Here is a 20123-nt window from a genome sequence, read left to right on the forward strand (position 1 = left end):
TAGAGTAGAGGGAACTCATGAGGATAATCAGCGTTACTATATCGAACAACGTGTCTAATTTCCGCAGGAGCAATATCTTGATGAGAAGCATCCCAAGAAGTGGGCAAACGAGGACTGCCTTAATATGCAAAAGAGCCTTATATAAGTTTCCCTCATGTGGTGTGTACAAAGACAAGGCCATTGCACTGACCCAAAGCGCCATCGAAACTGGTGAGAATGTTTCAATTTTAAATCCTGATAAATAGGTCTGTATTGTCTTTCTCATAGTTTTTCCTTTTTTGCTGAGATCGGTGTTTTTCATTGGATATCCTTCACTTCAGTTTCACAGGGGCGTTTCGCGTTATTTCTGTTGGCTTTCCACCCATCGGGCATAGGCGCTTCTCACGCCGTCACGCTAGGCGGCTCCGTTGCCCTCATATGGATATTCGCCATTCCAACTTTCACAGGAAGCCAAGAATCCCGCCCCAAAAGCTGTCTTTTGACGGCGTTCCAGTGTCTTCTGAATTTTTTCGGTAAGAGCTTCCATGTCTATTGGGCCTTCTGGTGGGGTGAACCAGCTTTTGATGTTCATACAATGAGTCCCTTGTTCAGCTTAACCGTCCATAGGATTGTGATCGGAGGACCCGTCGAGCCACATGAGGGCATCAAGAATGCCCTGTTCGTAGCTCATGCCGGGGTATCGGGTTCCTTGATCGACGCCCTCCTGAGCCCAGTTCATGAGGTCATAGATTTCTTTTGATTGGCGTTCTACTTCAAACATTGTGTTTCCTTCTTATCGGCGGACATGGCGTGAAAAAGGAAAAAAACACGCCATGTTCCGCCTTGCCCCGAGGGGCGTTTTCGCGGACTGTCAGAGTTTGGAAATGATATACTTTAACATAATTATGCGCTCTCTATGTCTTATGGCATTATCATCCTTCTTTCTTCTGACGTTCCGTGAAAAGGTTATTCGACCCGCTCCATCGAAATGATGTAGTGGGCGTTTTCATATTTGATGGTGCAGGGCCGACCGTCGATTTTGTCGATGAATCGGTCGTGAAGATTTTTTGAGGCAAAGAGATCCACGTCGTAGATGATGCCGGCATTCACGTTGGGAATGATGAGGGGCATGTCTTCGGGGGAAGAGATGCCTGCCCGCTGTTTTCTGCCTTTGGAAGCTACGTAGAGGTAGCGGGCAAGTTTGCCGTCCCGGAACCACGTATGTTCATTGGGGGAGAGGATCAGCATGAGCTTTCCCGAAGGCGAGTGGATTTTCTTTTCCTTGAGGTTGGCAAGAGGAAGGCCCATAGCCTCGTCCGGAGTGAGGAAGAGGGTATCCACTGGAGGCGTCGCGGTAGACTTGTAGTCGGCGGTAGCGTCGGGGAACTGCTCGAAGGGCAGGATCATTCCGGAGCTGACCTGAGCGCCGAGGCCTATGATGCAGAAGCTCGCCGTGAGTATGGGGAAAAAGCGTTTCATGATATTTCCTTATCAAGTTCATCGCGTTAGGCCAAAGCGTTCTATGTTTGATACCATAAGGTCGTAGCAAACCAGACAACCAACCCCAAAAGCACTGAGTATGGAAAGCAAAAGAAAGATGGGTTGTAGAAATGCATACTGTTCCGTTTGGGGAAAGACTATATTTTCTTGAGGTGGATACTCATAAAGGGGACGCCATCTCGCCTCGTAAAGAGGCAGATAGTGGCAGGCTAATCCACGGCGGCAAAGCATCCCGAGGAAGACGTAGTCATTCGTAAGGTATGAATAGATGCCTTCTGCGGGCATAGGCAGAAATTTGAGCAATAAGGGGATGTTTCCGGTAGAGGGAATGAACGTAGCGATTCTTTCCCTAGTTCCAAACAGGGAAAGATCGTCGCCCCATGTCTTGTTGTCGGAATTGTTTGAAAGATACAGGAAGACTTCTTCCGAGGGCCGGATGAGGTAGCGCACTTCGAGAGGAAGGTACGGCTTCCGGGGCGTTCTGGAGAACCGGGTCAGCGGCGGAAAGGCGTGCAGACGGAGGAGGAAAGAGAGGTCACGCATGAGGGAACCTCCTCATCCACCAGTTGGCGAATCCCATGTAGAAGGAGCGAAAGGGTCTCGTATATGTCAGACCGAAGATGATGCAGGACTGAGGTATGATCGAGATCAGGAACCAGAGGGGATCGTCTATGAGCTTGCCGGCAAGAAATGAGAACGGGGGGATGAGGGCAAGGCCAGACAGAAGTTGGGCAATGTCCATGATGATGCGCCGTCTCAGGTTTCGGCGCATGTCGGCGCAGTAGCGCATTGCTCCGGGGAAGCGGAGGGACGAGCGAATGACCAGAGGCCGTGCTGGGACGTGAGGCACGTGCCTGTAGGGAGGCGCGTACATCAGGCGGATTCCGAGCAGCCTGGCGGCTTGGGGATGGAGATTCGGGCGTGGTCTACGCATTGCGGGCCTCCCGATGTGGGTGGCGACGCAGGGCGAGGGCTTTACAGCCGATCCTTTTCGGTACAAAAAAAGGCGACAGAAAAGACCCCGGTGTGTGCGGGATATTCTCTGTCGCCTCAAAAAGGAAGGGTACTCTTGGCATGTCGCCTTTCCTACCTAGTAGTAGAAAAAACGACAGCCTTTGATGTCTGTTGGCGTCCCCAAGCGGATTTGAACCGCTGTTGACGGCGTGAAAGGCCGCTGTCCTGGGCCGGCTAGACGATGGGGACGTCTGGGTGCGTGTTGGCTGGGCTACGTGGACTTGAACCACGATTAACGGGACCAGAATCCGTCGTCCTGCCAATTGAACGATAGCCCAACGCGCAGAAAGCTGTTTAGTAAAAACACCCCTCACTGTCAACAAAAAAAGAGGCACTTCAGAAGAAAAAGTTTTCTGACAATATTTTTATGTGTTATTTTATATAATTAGATACTGGCCTAAAAACTTGTGTCGATGAGGGTATAGGGAGGCAGTGCGCAGGGGGGTACGGAGCCACGTCCGGTATGCTGATTTGGCAGGTCACTTGACATCAGCGGGCATGGCATTGCAGTATTACCCGGTGGACATTCCCATACGAACACGCCTCGTTTTGCTCCTCGCCATCGTCATGGCTGGGGGCTTTCTCTTTTTTCCGTCGCAGGGAACTTCTCTTTCCTCCGATTCGTTTTATTCCGCCGCGGTGTTTCCGTGTACGGAAAACACCCCAGAGCCTTGCCCGGTTCCTCTCGTCTTGTCGCCTGAGGAGGCTTCCTTCGGGGGGGAAGCGTTTTGGAGCCTTCCGGAGCAGGGGAGGGCGGCATATACTCCTTATGAACGTTCCACCCCCGGTACGTCCCGTTTGGAGCGGGGGCACGCCTTCAGCTCATTCGTGGCGTTGTCGGGCAACAGTTTCTGCCCGGGAATACTCCTGCGGCGAGGCAGCGTTTTATCAGCCGTTTCCATACTCCCCCGTGGCTGGGTTTCTTGTCACGCTTGTCCCCGTTCGCCTCCGGCGGTTTGAACGTCCAGACGGGTCTAGTCCTTTTTGTTCAATCGCAACGGCGTTCTCCATATTCTGGGGAAGGAGCGTATATGTTTCTTGATTTTTCGTGGGTGGCAGAACCCACGGCTTGGGGCGGGTTGGGCACCCTTATCCTGCTTGAAGTAGTGCTCGGCATCGATAACCTTGTTTTTATTTCCATTTTATCCTCGCGGTTACCGGAAGATAAGCGCAGGCACGCGTTTACCATTGGCCTTTCCCTTGCCCTGATCATGCGTCTGGGATTGCTTTCCACGGTTGCATGGCTGATCGGGCTCACGAAACCGTGGTTTTCCCTTTTTGGCTATTCGTTTACGGCCCGGGACATTATCCTGCTTATCGGCGGCCTGTTTCTTTTGTTGAAAGGGACTATGGAACTCCACGAGCGGCTGGAAGGGTTTCAGCCCACGGAAGAGAAAGCCGTTCACCAAGCCGTGTTTTGGCAGGTCATCACCCAGATCGTGGTGCTCGACGCCATATTCTCTTTGGATTCAATCATCACGTCCGTAGGCATGGTGAAGGAACTCTCCATCATGATGCTGGCCGTCATCATCGCCGTTCTGGCGATGCTGTTGGCTTCGCGCCCGTTGACGGAGTTTGTGGACAGGCATCCCACGGTCATCATTTTGTGCCTCGGCTTCTTGCTGATGATCGGCCTGAGCCTTATTCTGGAAGGGCTGGGCTATCATATTCCCAAGGGATACCTCTACGCGGCCATCGGTTTTTCGATTGTTGTGGAAGCCTTCAACCAGCTGGCGCTACGGAACCGAAGGAACAGGATCACAACGCGCGGATTGCGTGAGTCCGCCGCCAGAGCGGTTTTGGAGCTGCTGGGCGGAACCACGATCCCCGGCGGCGAAACGGAAATGGAAATGGCCGCGCTGGGCTACTCCGATTGCCGGGACAAGGTGTTCAGGCCGGAAGAGCGGGCCATTGTCGCGCGGGTCATCCGTTTTGGCGGGCGGACCGTGCGGTACATTATGACGCCCCGCCATAAGGTGCAGTGGCTCGACAGCAACGAGTCGCCGGAAGCCCTCCTCAAGCTCGTCGGCGCATCGAAACACGCATTCCTTCCGGTCATGTGCGGGGATACCGACGAAGTGCTCGGCGTCGTGGATCTGCGCGAGCTGTTGTGGCGCTACCAGAAGACCGGCCGTTTTTCGCTTGAGGCCTCCGTGGTCCCCGTCCCCATGGTTTTCGAGCATACCGGGCTTCCCGATGTGCTGGACGCCTTCAGGCAGCATCCGGCTCCGATGGGCATTGTTCTGGACGAATACGGGAGCGCCGTGGGCGTTGTGACGCCTATGGACATCTTGTCCGCCATCGCCGGGCATATGGGGGATGTGGCCCCCGAGCCTGATTCCTTCCGTCAGCCTGACGGCTCATGGCTGCTTCCCGGACGTATGGCCGTGGACGAGGGGTTGCATACGCTGGGCATCCAGCCGGAAGAGGAGCTGAGCTGCGCCACTATGGCAGGGTTGCTGCTTGAGCGTCTAGGGCATATCCCCGCTGCGGGGGAAAGCCTGTTTTTCTGGGGGCACTTGTGGACGGTCGCGTCCATGGACGGCCTGCGTATTGATCAAATCCGCATTCATCCACAGCGTTCAGGGGACATTACGGAAAAAAGTGAATAAAAATGCGTGGATTGATTTTGCCATGAGACGACTATGGATTTCTTTGCGAGAACAGTTTAGGTTAGGGCGATTCTAAAAAGGAAAACCCTTCCCAAGCGCTTCGGATTGCTTTTTAAGCGCGGAATCCTGTTTTTTGAGAGAAAATACCTCTTTGGAGGATTGTGCGGCGTGGCGTTTCTTTTCAAACGAGTCTGGCGACTGTGTCGTCCGGCGCTGCCGTGAAGAGGAACGCTACACCAACACAGAGGAATCGGAATGAAACGGAATCTCTTACAATGCATGGCCCGGGTGCTGCTGTTGCCCGTGGCTCTGATGTTCATATGTGGGGCGCTGGTTTCCGCTCATGCGGAATATTCCGGCCCCAAAGTGCGCTTTCGGCTGGCGCATCCGTGTCCGCCGGGGCATCACACCAGCTTGGCCTTCGAAAAGTTCGCGGAATTGGTCGCCCAAAAATCAAAAAACAAGATCAAGGTGCATGTTTTCCCCAATGCCGTTCTGGGGAGCGATGTCGTCATGCTCAAAGGCGCGCTGACCGGCGGGCTCGAAATGGCGGTCAGCTCCAGCCCGAACCTGACTTGGGTGGTGCCGTCGCTCATGGTTTTCGATCTGCCGTACATCACAAGCGTCAAGTATCAGAAGAACTTGTATGAGGCGTTGGATAACGGTGAGCTTGGCCGGTATTTCAAGGGAAAATTCAATGAAGTCGGCCTAGAACCGATCATGTACTGCGAATACGGCTACCGGGATTTCTTCAGCGTTAAAAAGCCGATCCGTTCCGTCGGGGATCTGGCGGGCATTCAGGTCCGCACGACGGCTTCCGTCGTCGAGGTCGAAGTGGCGAAAGCCCTTGGCATGAAGCCGAAACCGTTGGCGTGGGGTGAAACCTATACCGCGCTCAAGGAAGGTATCGTAGAGGGTGAAGGCAACACGTTTTCTTTCCTGCTCGACGCGGAGCATGAGGATATCCTTAAGTACGCCTTCGCATCACAACACAATTACAGTATGCAGATCCTGAGCGCCAACAAGAAATGGTGGGAAGAACTTGATCCGCAGGTCCGGAGCATCATCCGTGAAGCGGCCGCCGAGGCATTGAAGTACCAGCGGGAAGTCTTGGCCCCGCAGTCGGAAGAGGAGGCTGTCAAGCGGTTTATGGCTGATGGCCTTGAGGTTTCCAAACCTTCGGAGGCCGAGCTTGAGGAGCTGAAACGGAAAACGCGTCCCGTTTGGAACCTTTTTTCGGACACGTTGTCACAGGAACTCATTGACCTTGTGATAGCCACTCAGCAGTAAGCTGGTTTTGCTTACAGGAGAGAGTATGAAAGAGGACTTGTCCTTTTTGCGCTCTTGTACTTAAGCCATAAGGCTATTACTCTAAAGAGAGGCGGGGGGCCGGGGAGCCCCGTTGTTTGCTGCTATGCCCCGGAACTGCCCCGGCGGGTGATGAATCGCCAGGGCGTTTGCTGCAGAGTATGACAAAGAAGCCGAAATTCTTTTTTACCTTACATCTGTTTTTTTGAGTTTTTGGTTGAAATCGTTGTCTTCCGTGAAAATGGATGGCAAAAATCTGCTTGGCAGATCAGTGTCCTTTTTATGGTCGGTTCAGGCCGGAAGGTGACGCCTGAGTATGCCATGGTATTGGAGTCCATGTGAGAAAAGGCATATTTGACCCATCAGTGGGAAGCTCCGCGGAAGAAGGTTTTTGGCCTTCGGATGCCCGTACCGTGCAGGCGCTGCTCTGTACGGCATTGTTGTCCGCGTTGTTCTTTTCATGGCTTTGGCAGGCGTTTCGCCTGTATAGCTATCCGGGGCTCGTGCCTTACAACGATGAAGCCGGGGAACTGTTTCACCTGCCGCTGTTCACGGGGCTCGCATTGCTTGCTTACGGCCTCCGGTTGCGGTTCCGTTTTACGGAACAAGAGTCGTGCCAAGGATACGTGCTCCCCGTTCTTGGGAGCACGCGCCTACGGCGCAGGCTTGTGACGCTGCTGCTGATGTGGACGCCGGTTGTGTTGATGGTTACGCCGGTTTCCAACGAATTTTCCGGATGGGTACGCTCCGGCAGCTGGGCCGTCAGCGCTCTTGCCGGGATAGGGGCCGGCATCGCAGGCTGCCGCATTGGTCTGGCGCTTTGCCGGTTTTCCGGAGGCCAGCTCGTCCTGAGCCTTGGCCTGGCGAGCATCGTTGCGCCGATATGCAATTATCTTGTCCTGTTGTGCCCAGAGCCGTATTGGGTGATCCCCGCGTTGCTTTTCCCCGCCCTGTTCGCCTTGCTGCCCTCTGTGTATCCCACTGCCTCTGGTGAGGAGGGGGAGCACACCTATCCCTTTTCCCGTATCCCGTTGTTCCTGTGGTGTGGATGCCTGCTCACGGCGTTTAGCGAAAGCGCTTACTACAATCTGTATGGGGCGCTTGAACCGGTCATGCCCGGACCAAGCCTGAGCGTGCTTGTTCTCGTCGTGCTGGGAGGGCTGTCGGCGTTACTGGTGCTGGGGCAAGCCCACCGTTCGCCGATCTGGTATGCCTTTTTGCTCGTCATCCCGGTATTGGTCGTGGGCTATACCGCGTGGCCTTTGCTGCACAGGGAATCGCCCGGCCTGTCGCTTGGCGGTTTGCTGTTCGGGTATACCTTGCTGAACATCTATATGATGACGGCATTTCTGCACACGGTTTCGTATCGCAAGGGTACGCGCAGGCTGCAGCTGCTGGCTTGCGGGATAGGGGGCATCGCGCTGGCGTCATGGATGGGAAGCCATAACAGCGGCTGGATTACGGAGAGCATTGCCAGGGGCGACTCGCTCAATTCACTGTTTGCGTTTCAGGCCTTCGCCATTTTGGCGGGGAGTTTCATCTTCGTCGTCTACCTGGAAAAAGTGGGCTTTTTCCGTCTGGCGAAGGGGGAGGCGGCCGCTCCGGAACGGGTGGCCGGGCAGGCCCCGAGCACGCCGATGTCCTTGATGGACTGGCCGATCGAGGAACTGGAGACGCACTTCCGCGAGCTGGGGCTGACCAGGCAGCAGGCGATGATCGCCGCATTGCTGGCCCGCAAGACGCCGGATACGACCATTTGCGACAACCTCAACATTTCGCCGAGCACATTGAAGACCCATATACGGAATATTCACCGCCGCCTTGGGATCAGCAGCCGCCACGAGCTGGCGTGGCTGGTGACGGCAAATCCGGCGGGCATTTCCGAAACGCAGGGAGGCGGCCGTTAGCCGTATTGCGTTCAGGCTGGCGGATGGCGGGAAGTGCCGTTGCCGCTCGGGAAGGGGCAGTTGAAGCTGAGGAGGCGTTCTTTCGGGAGCGCCTTTTTTGCGTGCCATGAGGTCCTCCGTGAGGCGGGTATCCCCAAGAGGATAGAGGCGCCGTATTGTCCTTACGAGGGAGCTGCATTGGGTCAGGGAAGCGTTTGCTTTCTGGGCTGGCAGCTTGGTGGCAGCTTGAAGGCGGCCCGCACCTCGCGTAAGGGAAGGCTAAACGAAGGGGGGATACATGCGGTTTGAAGAAGCTCTTTTGCTTGCCGGGAAGGGCCAACTGATCACCCGGCCCGGATACGGCGTTTCTTTTGCGGCGATTCGGGAAGGGCAGGCCGTGTATGGGCATTTTATCGGAGAAACCGGCTTTACCGATGTGCGCGCGTATGTTTTTACGGACGAAGACAAGAGCGCTACGGATTGGGAGCTCTTCATCCGTGTCCTCCCCGATGCATGGGAAGGCTGCGATGTGCCGAATGGGTAAAACCGTGAGGGCGGGTGTACCACGCTGTCCCCGTTTTCCGCTCGCCAATCGGGAATCTGGAACAATCGGGAATCTGGATGCGCTCTCTTTTCTGAACGGCGCCACAGTGGGTTATGATGAAAGCCGTGTGCCTGCGGGGACGTCCGGCGGACGGGAAAGCGCTGGAAGAGGCACGGTGGGCAAGATGCATGTAAAAGGCCCGGAGGGTATTTCTCCGGGCCTTTTACATGCACCAGGCTGCGGGAAGGCTGGATGTTGAGTTGCAGACAGTTGCGCTATGGCTGTTTTTGAAACAGCCTATTGCCCATATACGAGCAAATGCCGCGCGGCCCTTCGCTTCCTGCCTCTTGTCCACGCCTGCCGGATTTCCGAGGCACCGTCATAGGCCTTGGCGGCCCCACCCAGAAAAAGGGGTGGGGTTGTACCTGCCGAGCCAGCGGATTGCCCCCGGAAGGAGGAAGCCCTTTTTTTACCGCGATTCGCTGTAGGCTTTTCTGCCCAAGGTGGCTCCCCGTGGTTTTTTGCCGAACTTGCCGGGGCGCTGGCGGCGCTGGCCGGGCGCAAAGGGTTTGCGTGGATGCGGGCTGTCCGTCTCATCGGCGGCCTTCGCCGACACCTTGACCCCGCTTATGAATACACCCTTGTTGAGCGTGGCCAGCACATGCGCGGCCAGCTCGGCGGATATCTCCACGATACTGAAGTTGTTCTGGATATCGATAGCGCCGACGCTCCGCCCCGGGATGCCGCTCTCGCCGGTTATGGCGCCCACCAATGCGCGGGGGGTGACGTCATGCGCCTGCCCCACATCAATGTGGAGCCTGGACATGGGGCCGGACTCCTGCCTGCGGGGAAGCGGCTGCATCCTGCCCTTTGATTTCGCCTCGGCATTTTTGGCGGGGCGTTGCGGAGCCATCGTCAGTTCATCCACTTCGCCGACATTGTCCTGATTCCCAAAATCCCGCTGCATCAACAGTTTGAGCAAGGCCGCGGAGATATCCCGGCTGGAAGCGTCGCCATCCGGGAAGTGTTCGGTCTGGAAATCCTCCACCAGTACCCGCCAGCGATCCAGAGAGCTTTCGGCCAGGGTCTGGCGGACTTCATCCAACAGCTTGGACGTGCGGATGTTGCTGACGTCGCGCAGGGTCGGCAGCTGGCCCGGCTGGATGCGGGCTTTGGTGTAGCGGATGATTTCGCGGATCTTGTACTGTTCGCGCACCGTGACGAAGGTAAAGGCCTTGCCTTCGCGGCCCGCGCGGCCAGTACGCCCGATCCGGTGCACATAGCCTTCCACATCGTGGGGGATGTCATAGTTGATCACCGCATCCACATCATCCACGTCAATCCCGCGTGCGGCCACATCCGTCGCCACCAGAATCTCAATGCCGTCGGTACGGAAACGGCTCATCACTCGATCCCGCTGGGTCTGGTTCATGTCGCCATGCAGCCCGTCGGCCTGATAGCCGCGCTGCTGCAAGTGTACGGTTATCTCGTCCACGCTGCGTTTGGTGGCACAGAACACCAGAGCCTTGCGGAACCCCTGCGAGTCCAGCACGCGGCACAGGGCATCCATCTTTTGGTATGGACGGACCTCGTAGTACACCTGCTCGATGGCGGGGACCGTGAGCATCTTGTGGGCGATGGTCAGCATCTCCGGTTCGCGCAGGAAACGCTTGCTCAGTTCGCGGATAGGCTGGGGCATGGTGGCGGAGAACAGGACCCGTTGGCAGTCCGTCGGGCTTTGTTCCAGAATGAGCTCGATATCCTCGCGGAAGCCCATGTCCAGCATTTCATCGGCCTCGTCCAGCACGACAATCCGCGCCTCGCTCAGGCGCAGCGTGCCGCGCTGCAAATGATCGATAACCCGGCCCGGCGTGCCCACGACCACCTGTGCGCCCTTGGCAAGCGCCCGAAGCTGCCGCTCGATGGGCTGCCCACCGTAAATCGGCAAAACCGAAACGCCCCGTTTGTGTACAGCCAGTTTGCTCAGTTCTTCGGATACCTGAATGGCCAGCTCGCGCGTAGGGCAAAGCACCAGCGCCTGCACGCTCTTGCCGGAAGCGATCTTTTCCAGAATGGGCAGGCCGAACGCCGCCGTTTTGCCGGTTCCGGTCTGCGCTTGGCCCACGGCATCCTTTCCCGTCAGCAGTGCCGGGATAGCCAAAACCTGAATGGGGGAGGGTTCTTCAAACCCTAAATCTTCAACAGCTTTCAAGAGTTCCTGGGACAATCCCAGTTCTGTAAACGATGCGGTCATGATGTTCCTGTAGGTAAAAATATCAAAAAGGGGGTAAACACAGTCTCAATGCGTTTGATGCACAATAACCATGATTTCCAATACATACTCGGAAAGCGGGGAGCGCCCCGTACGGGCCGGGGTGCGGCAAAAAATACCGTGTGCGGAAACGTGATGCACAAGTCCGTTTTTCGGCGGAGCGTATGGTGATGTTGGCCTTTTTGGCCAGCATTTCCGCGTATGGAAGCCTCCGCCATAAACCGGAAAGGGGTTTCCTGTTTCACCCTGCAACGCCCGCAGTACAAGGGAGGGCCGAGGCCTGACGCCATGGAGATGTTCCGGTTTGGGGATTTCGCCGGGTGGCTGATCGAGGTTCGGAAAAGGACCATTGGTGGCACAGCGGCAACGCCGCATAAGAAAAGGGGTTACATCGTACGATGTAACCCCTTGAGATTCCTGGAGCGGGAAACGGGATTTGAACCCGCGACCTTCAGCTTGGGAAGCTGACACTCTACCGCTGAGTTACTCCCGCAATGCGGTGTAAAGAAAAATGGAGCGGGAGACGGGATTTGAACCCGCGACTTCAACCTTGGCAAGGTTGCACTCTACCACTGAGTTACTCCCGCTCAAATGGAGGCGACGTCCGGATTTGAACCGGAGGATGGAGGTTTTGCAGACCTCTGCCTTACCACTTGGCTACGTCGCCTTGAGCGTGTTTGTTGGAGCGGGAGACGGGATTTGAACCCGCGACTTCAACCTTGGCAAGGTTGCACTCTACCACTGAGTTACTCCCGCTCAACGAAGAGAAGGTTTACCGTCGAACCCCGCTTCTGTCAAGCGTTGTTTCTCAAAAAACACATATTTCTTTTCCATCTTTTCCGTATGCCGCTTAACATGTCGAGGATGTTATTCCTTTGCCGGGAACGCTCAGGAGGGGCCTTTTTCCGCATCCGGCATCAGAAGCGGGGGAGCGGGCGGTCGTCCGTTGCAATGCCCGTCTTGGAGGCGGAAGATCAGGCTTCCGTGGGTAATCATTGAGGAGGAGAGGGCCGCGCCGTATTTTAAAGGGAAAAAAGGATTGCCACATGCAACAGATACGTACCGTTTCCATAGGCGAGGTGCAAGCGTTCCTCCAAAACCATCCGGGAGGTTTCCTCATCGATGTGCTGCCCCCCGAATTCCACGTCCAGCAACATATTCCCGGCTCATCCGGCGTCTGCGTCTTCGAAACGGCTTTTCAGGAGAAGATGCGGGCTCTGGTGCCGGATATGGCCGCGCCGCTCTTGGTATACGGAGCTGGAGGCTCTTTGGATAGTGCCGTTGCCGCTGAAAAATTGCAGCGCGAAGGCTATACGGATATCAGCCTGTTTGCCGGAGGGCTTGAGGCCTGGAGGAAAGCCGGGCTTCCGCTCGAAGGCGAGGGAGTGGATTTCCCCGTGCGGGATGAGTCCCCTCTGCCGATGTTTAAGGAGTACATGCTGATCCCCGAAAAAAGCTTTATCCAGTGGGCGTGCCATAACACTGTCCACAGCCATGACGGGACGCTTTCCGTGAGCGGCGGGGAACTCCGCTTCCCGCACGGCCCGCAAGGGGAGGGGAACGGGTTCTTGACGATGGACATGAACGGCATCGCCTGCCGGGATCTCGCACAGGACGAGATGTTGCCCGTCCTGATTGCCCATTTGAAATCCATTGATTTTTTTGACGTCATGGCCTACCCCACGGCGCAACTGGATATCCTGTCGCTGATGCCCCTCACGGGGGCCACGGTGACGGGGCGTACGCACCGCTTGCAGGGGCAGCTCAGCGTGCTGCGGACTGAGCGGGCCATCGAATGCGATGCGGAGCTGCGGAACCTGCCGGATGGGGAGCTCAGCATGTTCTGCCAGTTGGTCTGGGACAGGACGCTCTGGGGCGTGCGCTATGGTTCGGCGCGTTTTTATCGTTTTCTGGGAATGCACAGCGTCGACGACAACATCAGTCTCAGCGCGATGCTGTTTTTCCGTTCCCAGAGGCCATAAGCTCAGATCTGCGCAATGAAAACAGGAACAGGATCGTCACACGGCGATCCTGTTCCTGTTTTCAGCGGCCCGGATGATACTGGCCGTCGTCAAAGCCGCGGCGCTTCAATTCTTCGGGGCGGTACTGCCCGTCATCATGGCGGGGCTGGGGATGGCGGTTATACTGGTGGTCTTTCCGCCGCTCACGTTCCAGCCGATCCTTATCGTGCTTTCTTCCCGGATGATCGCGATCCCGGTCGTTCCACTTGCTGTCCTTGCGATCCCTGTTGTCCCAATGCTGGCCGTTGCGACGGGCCTGTTCCCTCTCCGTGCGGCGCTGCTCGCGGATCATGCGTTCCTGTTCCTGGCGCATTTTCCCTTGTTGGTAGCGATCCTCGGCGCGGTGCATCCTTTCGCGCCGCTCAAGCTGGCGCTGTTGCCGCATCTGTTCCCGGTGGTCGTCCCTGTCGGCCACAAGAGGGTTCTCCGATCCGGCGGAGTGGGCCGGGACGGAAACGTCCGCCGTGTACGGCAGAAAATGACGGGGAGTGGATGCATAGGCGTTGCTCAGGGCCAGGCAGGCCAGCAGCGTTCCGGCACAAAGGCATGTAGTGTGTTTCATGGTTTTTTCCTCAAACCTCTCATCAGTGCTGTAAGAAAGGCCGTTCTTCCGGGCTGTGCGCAACGCGCAACCGGAAGGCGCTCCTTCCCCGGCAGGGTGGAATGCGCGTCTTCTATACGCCTCTTTCCCGGCGTTGCAAGCGTACGGAAAGTTTCTGTGAATACAAATGATTAAGCTGGATAGGAAGAAGAAAGGGGAAGGCGGGGAGGGGAAATCCGCAGCGAGGCGGGAGGAGGGGAAAACGCAAGGCTGACAGGAAAGAACGGAAACGGATTCCGGCCTTTTCTGTCAGCCCTTGTTCCTCTACTTATAGGAAGGAAGAGGCGTCTTGATGAGTTTCAGGAACTTGTCGGTGACATAGGAGCTGTTTTCAACCTTTTTCAGCTCGTCCTGCGAGATCCTGCCGATGGCCGCAAAGAACTGGGCCAGATCGCCCTGCCAGCTCTGGGCCTGGCTGGGGCCTTCGGAGGCGTCGAACATCTGGAGCTGTTCTTCCAGGTTGAACACCGGATGGTTCTTAAGATCCATCTCAGCGAGATCCTTGCTGTAGTCGGTACCGGCCCAGTCAACGTAGAAACGCAGGTATTCCGGCAGCAGCTTGTCCATCGGTTCATTCTTCATCATGTCGATGGCGCGCATGTAGATGCTCAGGAACTTCGCGGTGACTTCGGGGTTCTTGTCGGCGAATTCGCGGTCGGCGACGATGACGATGGGAAGGCCGCGATAGCAGTCATGCGGCGTGCTGGCCACTTTCCAGCCGCGCTTTTCGCCCACGTAGGTGAGGGGCGCCCACAGGGTCACGATGTCGCCGATGCCGTATTCGAATGCGGCGAGCGCGGACGCCTGGTCCATATTCTTGATGGTCACGTCCTTTTCGGTCAGGCCAAGGGCCTTGAGCCACGAGCTCAGGGCGAAGTGGGCCGAGGAAACGGTCGTGCAGAGGACGGTTTTACCCTTCACGCTTTCGGGGGTGCCGTATACGTTCGGGTAGCTCTTGTTATAGCCCTTGGTCTGCATGATCGGGCTGTCGGGGCGGACCATGACGGCGTTGACCATCGCCTCGTCGTTGCAGTTGGCAATGACGTAGGTGTCGTGGCGCAAGGCGCCCATGAGGGCGGGAATCGCTCCCATGCCGCCGAAGACCCATGTCTTGGCGGGCAGGGTGCTGAGGGCGTCCATGCCGGAGCTGAAGTAGAGCAGCTCGACATCGAGGCCCACTTCCTTGTCCCATCCCTTCTGCTTGGCATACCAGATGGGGAAGGTTTCCTGAGCGCCCATCCACGCGGTGGGGACTTTCTGGAGTTCGGCGGCGCCTGCCGTGCCCACATAGGCCACGCAGAGGACGGCAGCGCAGAGGCCGCGAAGCCATTTTTTGACGTTCATATGCACTATTCTCCTGTACTTTGGGAAGAGGGGGAGGCAGAAAGCGGGGTAGAAAGCTCTGGAGAGTCTTCTACCCCGCAACATTAAGCTACAGATTTCTCAACTTACTTGTAGCTTGGGATGGGGGTCTTGACGAGCTTCAGGTACTTGTCGGTAGCGTAAGCGCCGTTTTCGACCTTCTTGAGTTCGTCCTTGTTGATGCTGCCCACGCTGGCGAAGAACTTCGCGATGTCGCTCTGCCACTTCTGAGCGGTGCTCATGCCCTTGGAAGTATCAAACAGGGCGAGCTGTTCTTCCAGGTTGTAGACGGGGTGCGTCTTGAGGTCGGTGAGGGACAGTTCGGGGGAATAGTTCTTACCGGCCCATTCCAGGAAGAAGCGCTGGTATTCGGGAACGAGGGATTCCAGGGGTTCCTTCTGCAGCATGTTGACGGCGCGCAGGTAGATGCTGAGGAATTTCGCGGTGATTTCAGGGTTCTTTTCGGCATACGCGGTGTCGGCGATCAGGACGATCGGGTTACCGACCTTACACATATGCAGGTCGCCGGCGATCTTCCAGCCCTTTTCCTGGCCGGCGTACATATGGGGAGCCCACAGGGCCACGCCGTCGCCGATGCCGTTGTCAAACGCGGCCAGAGCCTGGGCCTGGTCCATATTCTTGATGGTGATGTCCTTGTCCGTCAAGCCCAGGACCTTGAGCCAGGAGCTCAGGCCGTAGTGGGCGGAGGAAACGGTCGTGGTCAGGAAGGTCTTGCCCTTCACGGTGTCGGGGCTGCCGAGCACTTCGGGGAAATCCTTGTTGTAGCCCTTTACCTTGGCGATTGGGCTGTCGGGACGGACGAGCACGGAGTTGGTCATGGATTCGTCGTTGCCGATGGCGATGACGGAAGTGCCATAGCGCAGGTTGCCCATCATGGCCGGGACGCCGCCCATGCCAGCGAAAACCCAGGAACCGGACGGAAGGGCGTTCAGAATATCCATGCCGGAGCCAAAGTACTGGATGTCGATGTCGAGACCAGCTTCTTTGTCCCAGCCCTTTTCTTTCGCATACCAGATCAGGAAGGTTTCGTGTTCGTCCATCCAAGCGGTGGGTACTTTGGTGAGCTTTTCAGCGAAAGCCATACCAGCGAGCGAAACGCAAAATGCGGCAGCGAGAAAAGCACTGATGAGTTTCTTGAAACGCATACCTGTTCCTCCAAGTTGAAATGTACTGAGGAAAATCCCTCTACCCTTATCATAATACATGTCGGGGCATGCACGATGATCGTATTCCGGACGTCAGCGTGACGTCCCTGCGGCGGCCTTTTCGGCATCTTCAACCGTCGCCTTGCGGACGGCCTGAACATGCCGGGTGCGGATGCGGAAAGCGCAGAACTGCAGCCCGCAGCCGATCCCCGCCAACCCTACCGCAAGCGCCGTTCCCAGATGGAAATACAAGGCTGCCGCGGCGAGGATGCACAATGCGAAACTGGCGAGCCTGAGGTACAGGAGCTTCCTGTATACCTCCCCGGTGCGTTCCCAGGGAGCGTCGTCGCATTGGCGTTGCGCATCGTTGTTTTTTGGCTGGGCCTTGCCCGAACAGCGCCGGACAAAGCCCTGTACCGACCACCAGACCAGCCCCGCGCACAGGGATCCGATGATGAGGCTGACGGTGGTCGTTTCCATATTACAATACCAGGGCCGTGTTGTCGGTGATGATGGAGCGGAGCTTCAACAGCTCCATGCTGGTGTGCTCGCGGGGGCGGGGAAGATCGATCATGTATTCGGTCTTGATGCTCCCGGGGAGCTTGCCTTCCATCAGGATGATGCGGTCGCCGAGGAACAGGGCCTCGTCGATGTTGTTGGTGACGAAGATAACGGTGCGCTTTTCCTGTTCCCAGATGCGCGCGGTTTCCTTCTGCATGAACATACGGGTCTGGGCGTCCAACTGTCCGAAGGGCTCGTCAAGGAGCATGATGTTCGGGGAGTTCGCATAGGCGCGGGCGATGCCCACGCGCTGCTTCATGCCGCCGGACAACTGGTGCGGGTAGTGCTTCTCAAAGCCGGTCAGCCCCACCATGTCGATGTAGTGCTGCGCAATCTCATGCCGCTCGTTGGCGGGGATATTGCGGAGCTTGAGACCTAGTTCCACATTATCACGAACGTTCTTCCATGCAAAGAGCATGTAGCCCTGGAAGACGATGCCGCGGTCGGGGCCGGGGCCGGTGATGGGCTGGCCGTCAAGCGTCACGAATCCGGTGTCGGGCGTTTCCAGCCCGGCGAAGATCTTCAACAGCGTGGACTTGCCGCACTGACCGGGGCCGAGGATGACCAGAAACTCGTTTTCATACACATCAAGAGTGACGTCGCGGATGACGGGGACTTCCTGATTGCCCTTCTGGATGAAGGTCTTGCTGACGTTTTCACAGCGGAGTTTGAGTTTCGGTTCGCAGTTGCAGGTGGTCATATGCTTTCCTTTCTCAGCTGTGCTTAGAGGTTTTCAATGGTGCGCTTCCAAGGGCAGAGCTTGCCTTCAAAGAGCGTGACCAACAGTGAGGTTCCGTAAGCCGCTGCCGCGATGAGGACCATGCCGCCGAGCACGAGGGTGGGCTGGTGGGTGTCCATGCCGCGCTTGATGAGGAAGCCCATGCCGTCGCGGGAGTTCATCAGTTCGGCGGCCAGAACGCAGGTCCAAGCGGAGCTGAGGGAGATCTGGAGGCCGGCGAAGACTGCGGGGAACGACGCGGGGAAGCATACGTGGAAGATTTCATCCCGGCGCTTGCCGCCGAGGACGCGGATAACGTCATACAGGTCGGGGTCAACGAGGCGCACGCCGTTGTATGCATTGAGCAGACAGGGGACGAACGTACCGATGATGATGATGAACACCTTGGACATTTCGCCGATGCCGAACCACAGGATGGCGATGGACACCCAGGCGATGGGCGGCATGGGCTTGAACAGGTCGAACAGAGGCTTCACAATCGCGTTGACGTACTTGTTCAGGGCCATGAACAGGCCGAGGGGCACGGCGACGACGCTGGCGGCGATGAAGCCGATGAGCACGCGCTGGGTGCTGGCCCAGATGTGGCCGATAAGGTTCGTTCCGGCGAACTTCATGTACGTCAGGCGGTACAGCTGATCCACCACTTCCAGCGGGCGGGCCAGGGAGTCGCGGAAGATCTTCTCTTTCGCCACGTAGTCCCACAAGGCGAGGAACAGGACGATGGAAACCACGTTGAGGAAATACTTGTTGGTAATGAACTTGTAAAAGCTGAACGGTTCGCGGTTTTTGGAGTGGTCGACGGTTTCGTTGGCGATAGAACTGGTCATGCCGCTTACCTCCTGATGCCAGCCAGCAGTTTCTTTTCAATCTGGTCGATGATGAAGCCGATGACTGCACCAGACAGACCCACACAAATCATGCCGAGGACGATGATGTCGGGACGGCCGAGGCGGCCACCCATAGTGATGAGGAAGCCAAGGCCGGAGTCGGCGGCCAGCAGTTCCGCGGCCACGAGGTTGGTCCAGCAGTAAGCCAAGGCAAGCTGCAGGGCGCCGAACACCATGGGAAGGGCGGACGGGATGCAGAGCTGCGTGAAAATCTGCCAGTTGTTGGCGCCATATGTGCGGGCCATCTGGATAAGGGTCGGGTTGGTCATGCGCACGCCGACGTAGGAGTTGATGACGCAGGGCACGATACCCGCGATCCAGATGATGAATACCTTACCGGCGAGGCCGATGCCGAACCAGAAAACGGTAAGCGGAATCCACGCGATGGGGGGGATGGGACGGATAAGTTCGAAGATCGGGCGGAACAGACCTTCAACCACGTTGAACCAGCCCATGGCCAAACCGAGCGGGATACCCACGACGAGCGAGAGCACATACCCGATGAAGGCTTCCTGAATGGACGTCCACGCGTGCGTCGCCATGATGGCGCCGTCGGGGTTGGGGTTGCTGAGTTTGTCGATGAACGCGGCGAACACCTGGGAGGGCGATGCCAGCAACGTATTTGGAATGATTCCCGAGCGCACCACGCCTTCCCAGAAGGCGAAAAAGATGATGATGCTTACGTAGGGAAGGATGGTCAGAAGCAATGGCTGTTTGACGCTTACTTCTTTGTAGGCCATGAGTCACATCCTCGTGTCTGTGCTGCGTTAGAGAGGCGAGCCTCGTCCAACCTGGGTTACCACCAACGGATCAGTTCGGTGACTTGCTTGCGCAGCTCCACGAACTTGGGATCGATCAGGTTGCGGGGGCGGGGGAGATCCACGGGGATTTCCGCCTTGATCTTGGTGGGCTTGTTGGTCAGCACCAGGATACGTTCAGCAACGTAAACCGCCTCTTCGATGTTGTGCGTCACGAACAGAACGGTACTGTTGAGCTTTTTCCAGATATTGACCAGCTCGTCCTCAAGGTAGAAACGCAGCTTGACGTCGAGCTGTCCATACGGTTCGTCCATCAGCAGCAGGTCGGGATTCACGGCGAACGCCCTCGAAACGGCGATACGCTGCATCATACTGGCTGAAACCTGGTTGGGGTACAGGTCGGCGCAGGAGGACAGGCCGACGAGATCCATGATTTGGGTCGCGCGCGCTTCACGTTCTTCTTTGCCGACGCCCTTGACTTCCATGCCGTAAGCCACGTTTTCGCGGACGGTACGCCAAGGCAGACAGGTCGGTTCCTGAAACACATACGAGATGTTGTGCTTCTTGGGGTTCGCTTCTTCCCCGTCGATGAGGATCTCGCCTTCGGTGGCGGGCATCAGCTTGGACAGGGTGTTCAAGAAGGTGGTTTTGCCGCAGCCCGTGGGGCCGACGATGGCAAGGAGCTCGCCTTCTTTGATGTTGAAGTTGATCCCATCGAGGACGGTCAGATCCCCAAACCGTTTTGTGAGGTTATTCACCTGAATCTTGATGCGTGATTCTGGGGTGGTGGGCACTGGTGGCTCCTTTGTCTTTTTTCAGGGCGAACACGCTGGTGCCGCCTCCTAGGGAGGAACGCGCTTTGGCCAATTCATGGACCTCGTACGCTGGTCCATACATTGGCTGAAGCGCTGCC

The 20123-nt window shown here is 57.0% G+C and carries 20 protein-coding genes and 6 tRNA genes; 5 read left to right on the forward strand and 21 right to left on the reverse strand.

What is annotated here, in order from left to right; genetic code table 11:
* The 8 genes from T370_RS22890 to T370_RS0112225 form a co-directional block, all read right to left on the reverse strand.
* Positions 1–301, reverse strand: a 301-nt coding sequence (locus tag T370_RS22890; RefSeq protein WP_034506386.1) for a hypothetical protein, incomplete at its 3' end; no start/stop codon positions are given.
* 93 nt (positions 302–394) lie between these two features.
* Positions 395–571 carry a hypothetical protein gene (locus T370_RS25025; RefSeq protein ID WP_156034414.1) on the reverse strand — a complete coding sequence of 59 codons (177 nt, stop codon included), beginning with the start codon at positions 569–571 and terminating at the stop codon, positions 395–397.
* Positions 572–592: 21 nt separating this feature from the next.
* Positions 593–760, reverse strand: a complete 168-nt coding sequence (locus T370_RS25030) for a hypothetical protein (protein ID WP_156034415.1) — start codon at positions 758–760, stop codon at positions 593–595.
* A gap of 185 nt (positions 761–945) precedes the next feature.
* Positions 946–1458, reverse strand: coding sequence for a hypothetical protein (locus tag T370_RS0112205; RefSeq protein WP_029435883.1), 513 nt, complete (start codon positions 1456–1458; stop codon positions 946–948).
* A gap of 18 nt (positions 1459–1476) precedes the next feature.
* Positions 1477–2022 (reverse strand): hypothetical protein, encoded by a 546-nt coding sequence (locus T370_RS0112210; RefSeq protein WP_029435884.1) that lies wholly within the window; start codon positions 2020–2022, stop codon positions 1477–1479.
* Entirely contained in the window at positions 2015–2413 is a 399-nt protein-coding gene (locus T370_RS25035) for a hypothetical protein (RefSeq protein WP_156034416.1), read from the reverse strand. The genes T370_RS0112210 and T370_RS25035 overlap by 8 nt, the downstream gene beginning before the upstream one ends.
* A 192-nt stretch (positions 2414–2605) precedes the next feature.
* A tRNA-Glu gene (locus T370_RS0112220) sits at positions 2606–2682 on the reverse strand.
* A gap of 14 nt (positions 2683–2696) precedes the next feature.
* A tRNA-Gln gene (locus T370_RS0112225) sits at positions 2697–2771 on the reverse strand.
* A gap of 753 nt (positions 2772–3524) precedes the next feature.
* Between T370_RS0112225 and T370_RS0112230 the strand changes: the two genes are divergently transcribed.
* From T370_RS0112230 to T370_RS0112250, 4 genes are all read left to right on the forward strand, one after another.
* Positions 3525–5105: a TerC family protein gene (locus tag T370_RS0112230; protein WP_029435886.1), complete on the forward strand. Its 1581-nt coding sequence runs from the start codon at positions 3525–3527 to the stop codon at positions 5103–5105.
* Between the two features lie 255 nt (positions 5106–5360).
* Positions 5361–6395 (forward strand): TRAP transporter substrate-binding protein, encoded by a 1035-nt coding sequence (locus T370_RS0112235; protein WP_029435887.1) that lies wholly within the window; start codon positions 5361–5363, stop codon positions 6393–6395.
* Positions 6396–6751: 356 nt separating this feature from the next.
* Complete coding sequence (locus T370_RS0112240; RefSeq protein WP_029435888.1) at positions 6752–8320, forward strand: helix-turn-helix transcriptional regulator; 1569 nt, start codon at positions 6752–6754, stop codon at positions 8318–8320.
* Positions 8321–8597: 277 nt separating this feature from the next.
* Positions 8598–8843, forward strand: a complete 246-nt coding sequence (locus T370_RS0112250; RefSeq protein WP_005027651.1) for a hypothetical protein — start codon at positions 8598–8600, stop codon at positions 8841–8843.
* 469 nt (positions 8844–9312) lie between these two features.
* On the opposite strand, the gene T370_RS0112255 is transcribed toward T370_RS0112250, so the two are convergent.
* From T370_RS0112255 to T370_RS0112275, 5 genes are all read right to left on the reverse strand, one after another.
* A complete protein-coding gene (locus tag T370_RS0112255; protein ID WP_029435890.1) occupies positions 9313–11097 on the reverse strand; it encodes a DEAD/DEAH box helicase in 1785 nt (594 codons plus the stop codon).
* Positions 11098–11533: 436 nt separating this feature from the next.
* Positions 11534–11608, reverse strand: a tRNA-Gly gene (locus T370_RS0112260).
* A 19-nt stretch (positions 11609–11627) separates the two neighbouring features.
* Positions 11628–11702 (reverse strand) — tRNA-Gly (locus T370_RS0112265).
* Positions 11703–11707: 5 nt separating this feature from the next.
* Positions 11708–11782, reverse strand: a tRNA-Cys gene (locus T370_RS0112270).
* Between the two features lie 14 nt (positions 11783–11796).
* A tRNA-Gly gene (locus T370_RS0112275) sits at positions 11797–11871 on the reverse strand.
* Between the two features lie 290 nt (positions 11872–12161).
* Here T370_RS0112275 and T370_RS0112280 point away from each other — a divergent pair.
* Positions 12162–13097 (forward strand): rhodanese-like domain-containing protein, encoded by a 936-nt coding sequence (locus tag T370_RS0112280; protein WP_005027646.1) that lies wholly within the window; start codon positions 12162–12164, stop codon positions 13095–13097.
* 61 nt (positions 13098–13158) lie between these two features.
* On the opposite strand, the gene T370_RS0112285 is transcribed toward T370_RS0112280, so the two are convergent.
* The 8 genes from T370_RS0112285 to T370_RS0112325 all read right to left on the reverse strand — a co-directional run bounded on the left by T370_RS0112285 (position 13159) and on the right by T370_RS0112325 (position 20004).
* The gene (locus T370_RS0112285) at positions 13159–13698 is read right to left on the reverse strand and encodes a hypothetical protein (protein ID WP_005027644.1); all 540 of its coding nucleotides are present in this window, start codon (positions 13696–13698) and stop codon (positions 13159–13161) included.
* A gap of 303 nt (positions 13699–14001) precedes the next feature.
* Positions 14002–15081, reverse strand: coding sequence for an ABC transporter substrate-binding protein (locus T370_RS0112295; protein WP_005027641.1), 1080 nt, complete (start codon positions 15079–15081; stop codon positions 14002–14004).
* Positions 15082–15185: 104 nt separating this feature from the next.
* Entirely contained in the window at positions 15186–16265 is a 1080-nt protein-coding gene (locus T370_RS0112300; RefSeq protein ID WP_005027639.1) for an ABC transporter substrate-binding protein, read from the reverse strand.
* Between the two features lie 93 nt (positions 16266–16358).
* Positions 16359–16745: a hypothetical protein gene (locus T370_RS0112305; protein WP_029435891.1), complete on the reverse strand. Its 387-nt coding sequence runs from the start codon at positions 16743–16745 to the stop codon at positions 16359–16361.
* Between the two features lies 1 nt (position 16746).
* Entirely contained in the window at positions 16747–17526 is a 780-nt protein-coding gene (locus T370_RS0112310) for an ABC transporter ATP-binding protein (protein ID WP_005027636.1), read from the reverse strand.
* Between the two features lie 23 nt (positions 17527–17549).
* Complete coding sequence (locus T370_RS0112315; protein WP_005027634.1) at positions 17550–18392, reverse strand: ABC transporter permease; 843 nt, start codon at positions 18390–18392, stop codon at positions 17550–17552.
* Positions 18393–18397: 5 nt separating this feature from the next.
* Positions 18398–19192: an ABC transporter permease gene (locus tag T370_RS0112320; RefSeq protein ID WP_005027632.1), complete on the reverse strand. Its 795-nt coding sequence runs from the start codon at positions 19190–19192 to the stop codon at positions 18398–18400.
* 56 nt (positions 19193–19248) lie between these two features.
* Entirely contained in the window at positions 19249–20004 is a 756-nt protein-coding gene (locus tag T370_RS0112325) for an ABC transporter ATP-binding protein (RefSeq protein ID WP_005027630.1), read from the reverse strand.
* Positions 20005–20123 lie beyond the last annotated feature (119 nt).

Origin of the sequence: Bilophila wadsworthia ATCC 49260, from assembly GCF_000701705.1 — a bacterium.
Taxonomy (GTDB): Bacteria; Desulfobacterota; Desulfovibrionia; order Desulfovibrionales; family Desulfovibrionaceae; genus Bilophila; species Bilophila wadsworthia.

Excerpts from the sequence above, each read along its gene's own strand:
- T370_RS25025 (WP_156034414.1), bottom strand. The coding sequence starts at position 571 with ATGAACATCAAAAGCTGGTTCACCCCACCAGAAGGCCCAATAGACATG.
- T370_RS25030 (WP_156034415.1), bottom strand. The coding sequence starts at position 760 with ATGTTTGAAGTAGAACGCCAATCAAAAGAAATCTATGACCTCATGAAC.
- T370_RS0112205 (WP_029435883.1), bottom strand. The coding sequence starts at position 1,458 with ATGAAACGCTTTTTCCCCATACTCACGGCGAGCTTCTGCATCATAGGC.
- T370_RS0112210 (WP_029435884.1), bottom strand. The coding sequence starts at position 2,022 with ATGCGTGACCTCTCTTTCCTCCTCCGTCTGCACGCCTTTCCGCCGCTG.
- T370_RS25035 (WP_156034416.1), bottom strand. The coding sequence starts at position 2,413 with ATGCGTAGACCACGCCCGAATCTCCATCCCCAAGCCGCCAGGCTGCTC.
- T370_RS0112230 (WP_029435886.1), top strand. The coding sequence starts at position 3,525 with ATGTTTCTTGATTTTTCGTGGGTGGCAGAACCCACGGCTTGGGGCGGG.
- T370_RS0112235 (WP_029435887.1), top strand. The coding sequence starts at position 5,361 with ATGAAACGGAATCTCTTACAATGCATGGCCCGGGTGCTGCTGTTGCCC.
- T370_RS0112250 (WP_005027651.1), top strand. The coding sequence starts at position 8,598 with ATGCGGTTTGAAGAAGCTCTTTTGCTTGCCGGGAAGGGCCAACTGATC.
- T370_RS0112255 (WP_029435890.1), bottom strand. The coding sequence starts at position 11,097 with ATGACCGCATCGTTTACAGAACTGGGATTGTCCCAGGAACTCTTGAAA.
- T370_RS0112280 (WP_005027646.1), top strand. The coding sequence starts at position 12,162 with ATGCAACAGATACGTACCGTTTCCATAGGCGAGGTGCAAGCGTTCCTC.
- T370_RS0112285 (WP_005027644.1), bottom strand. The coding sequence starts at position 13,698 with ATGAAACACACTACATGCCTTTGTGCCGGAACGCTGCTGGCCTGCCTG.
- T370_RS0112295 (WP_005027641.1), bottom strand. The coding sequence starts at position 15,081 with ATGAACGTCAAAAAATGGCTTCGCGGCCTCTGCGCTGCCGTCCTCTGC.
- T370_RS0112300 (WP_005027639.1), bottom strand. The coding sequence starts at position 16,265 with ATGCGTTTCAAGAAACTCATCAGTGCTTTTCTCGCTGCCGCATTTTGC.
- T370_RS0112305 (WP_029435891.1), bottom strand. The coding sequence starts at position 16,745 with ATGGAAACGACCACCGTCAGCCTCATCATCGGATCCCTGTGCGCGGGG.
- T370_RS0112310 (WP_005027636.1), bottom strand. The coding sequence starts at position 17,526 with ATGACCACCTGCAACTGCGAACCGAAACTCAAACTCCGCTGTGAAAAC.
- T370_RS0112315 (WP_005027634.1), bottom strand. The coding sequence starts at position 18,392 with ATGACCAGTTCTATCGCCAACGAAACCGTCGACCACTCCAAAAACCGC.
- T370_RS0112320 (WP_005027632.1), bottom strand. The coding sequence starts at position 19,192 with ATGGCCTACAAAGAAGTAAGCGTCAAACAGCCATTGCTTCTGACCATC.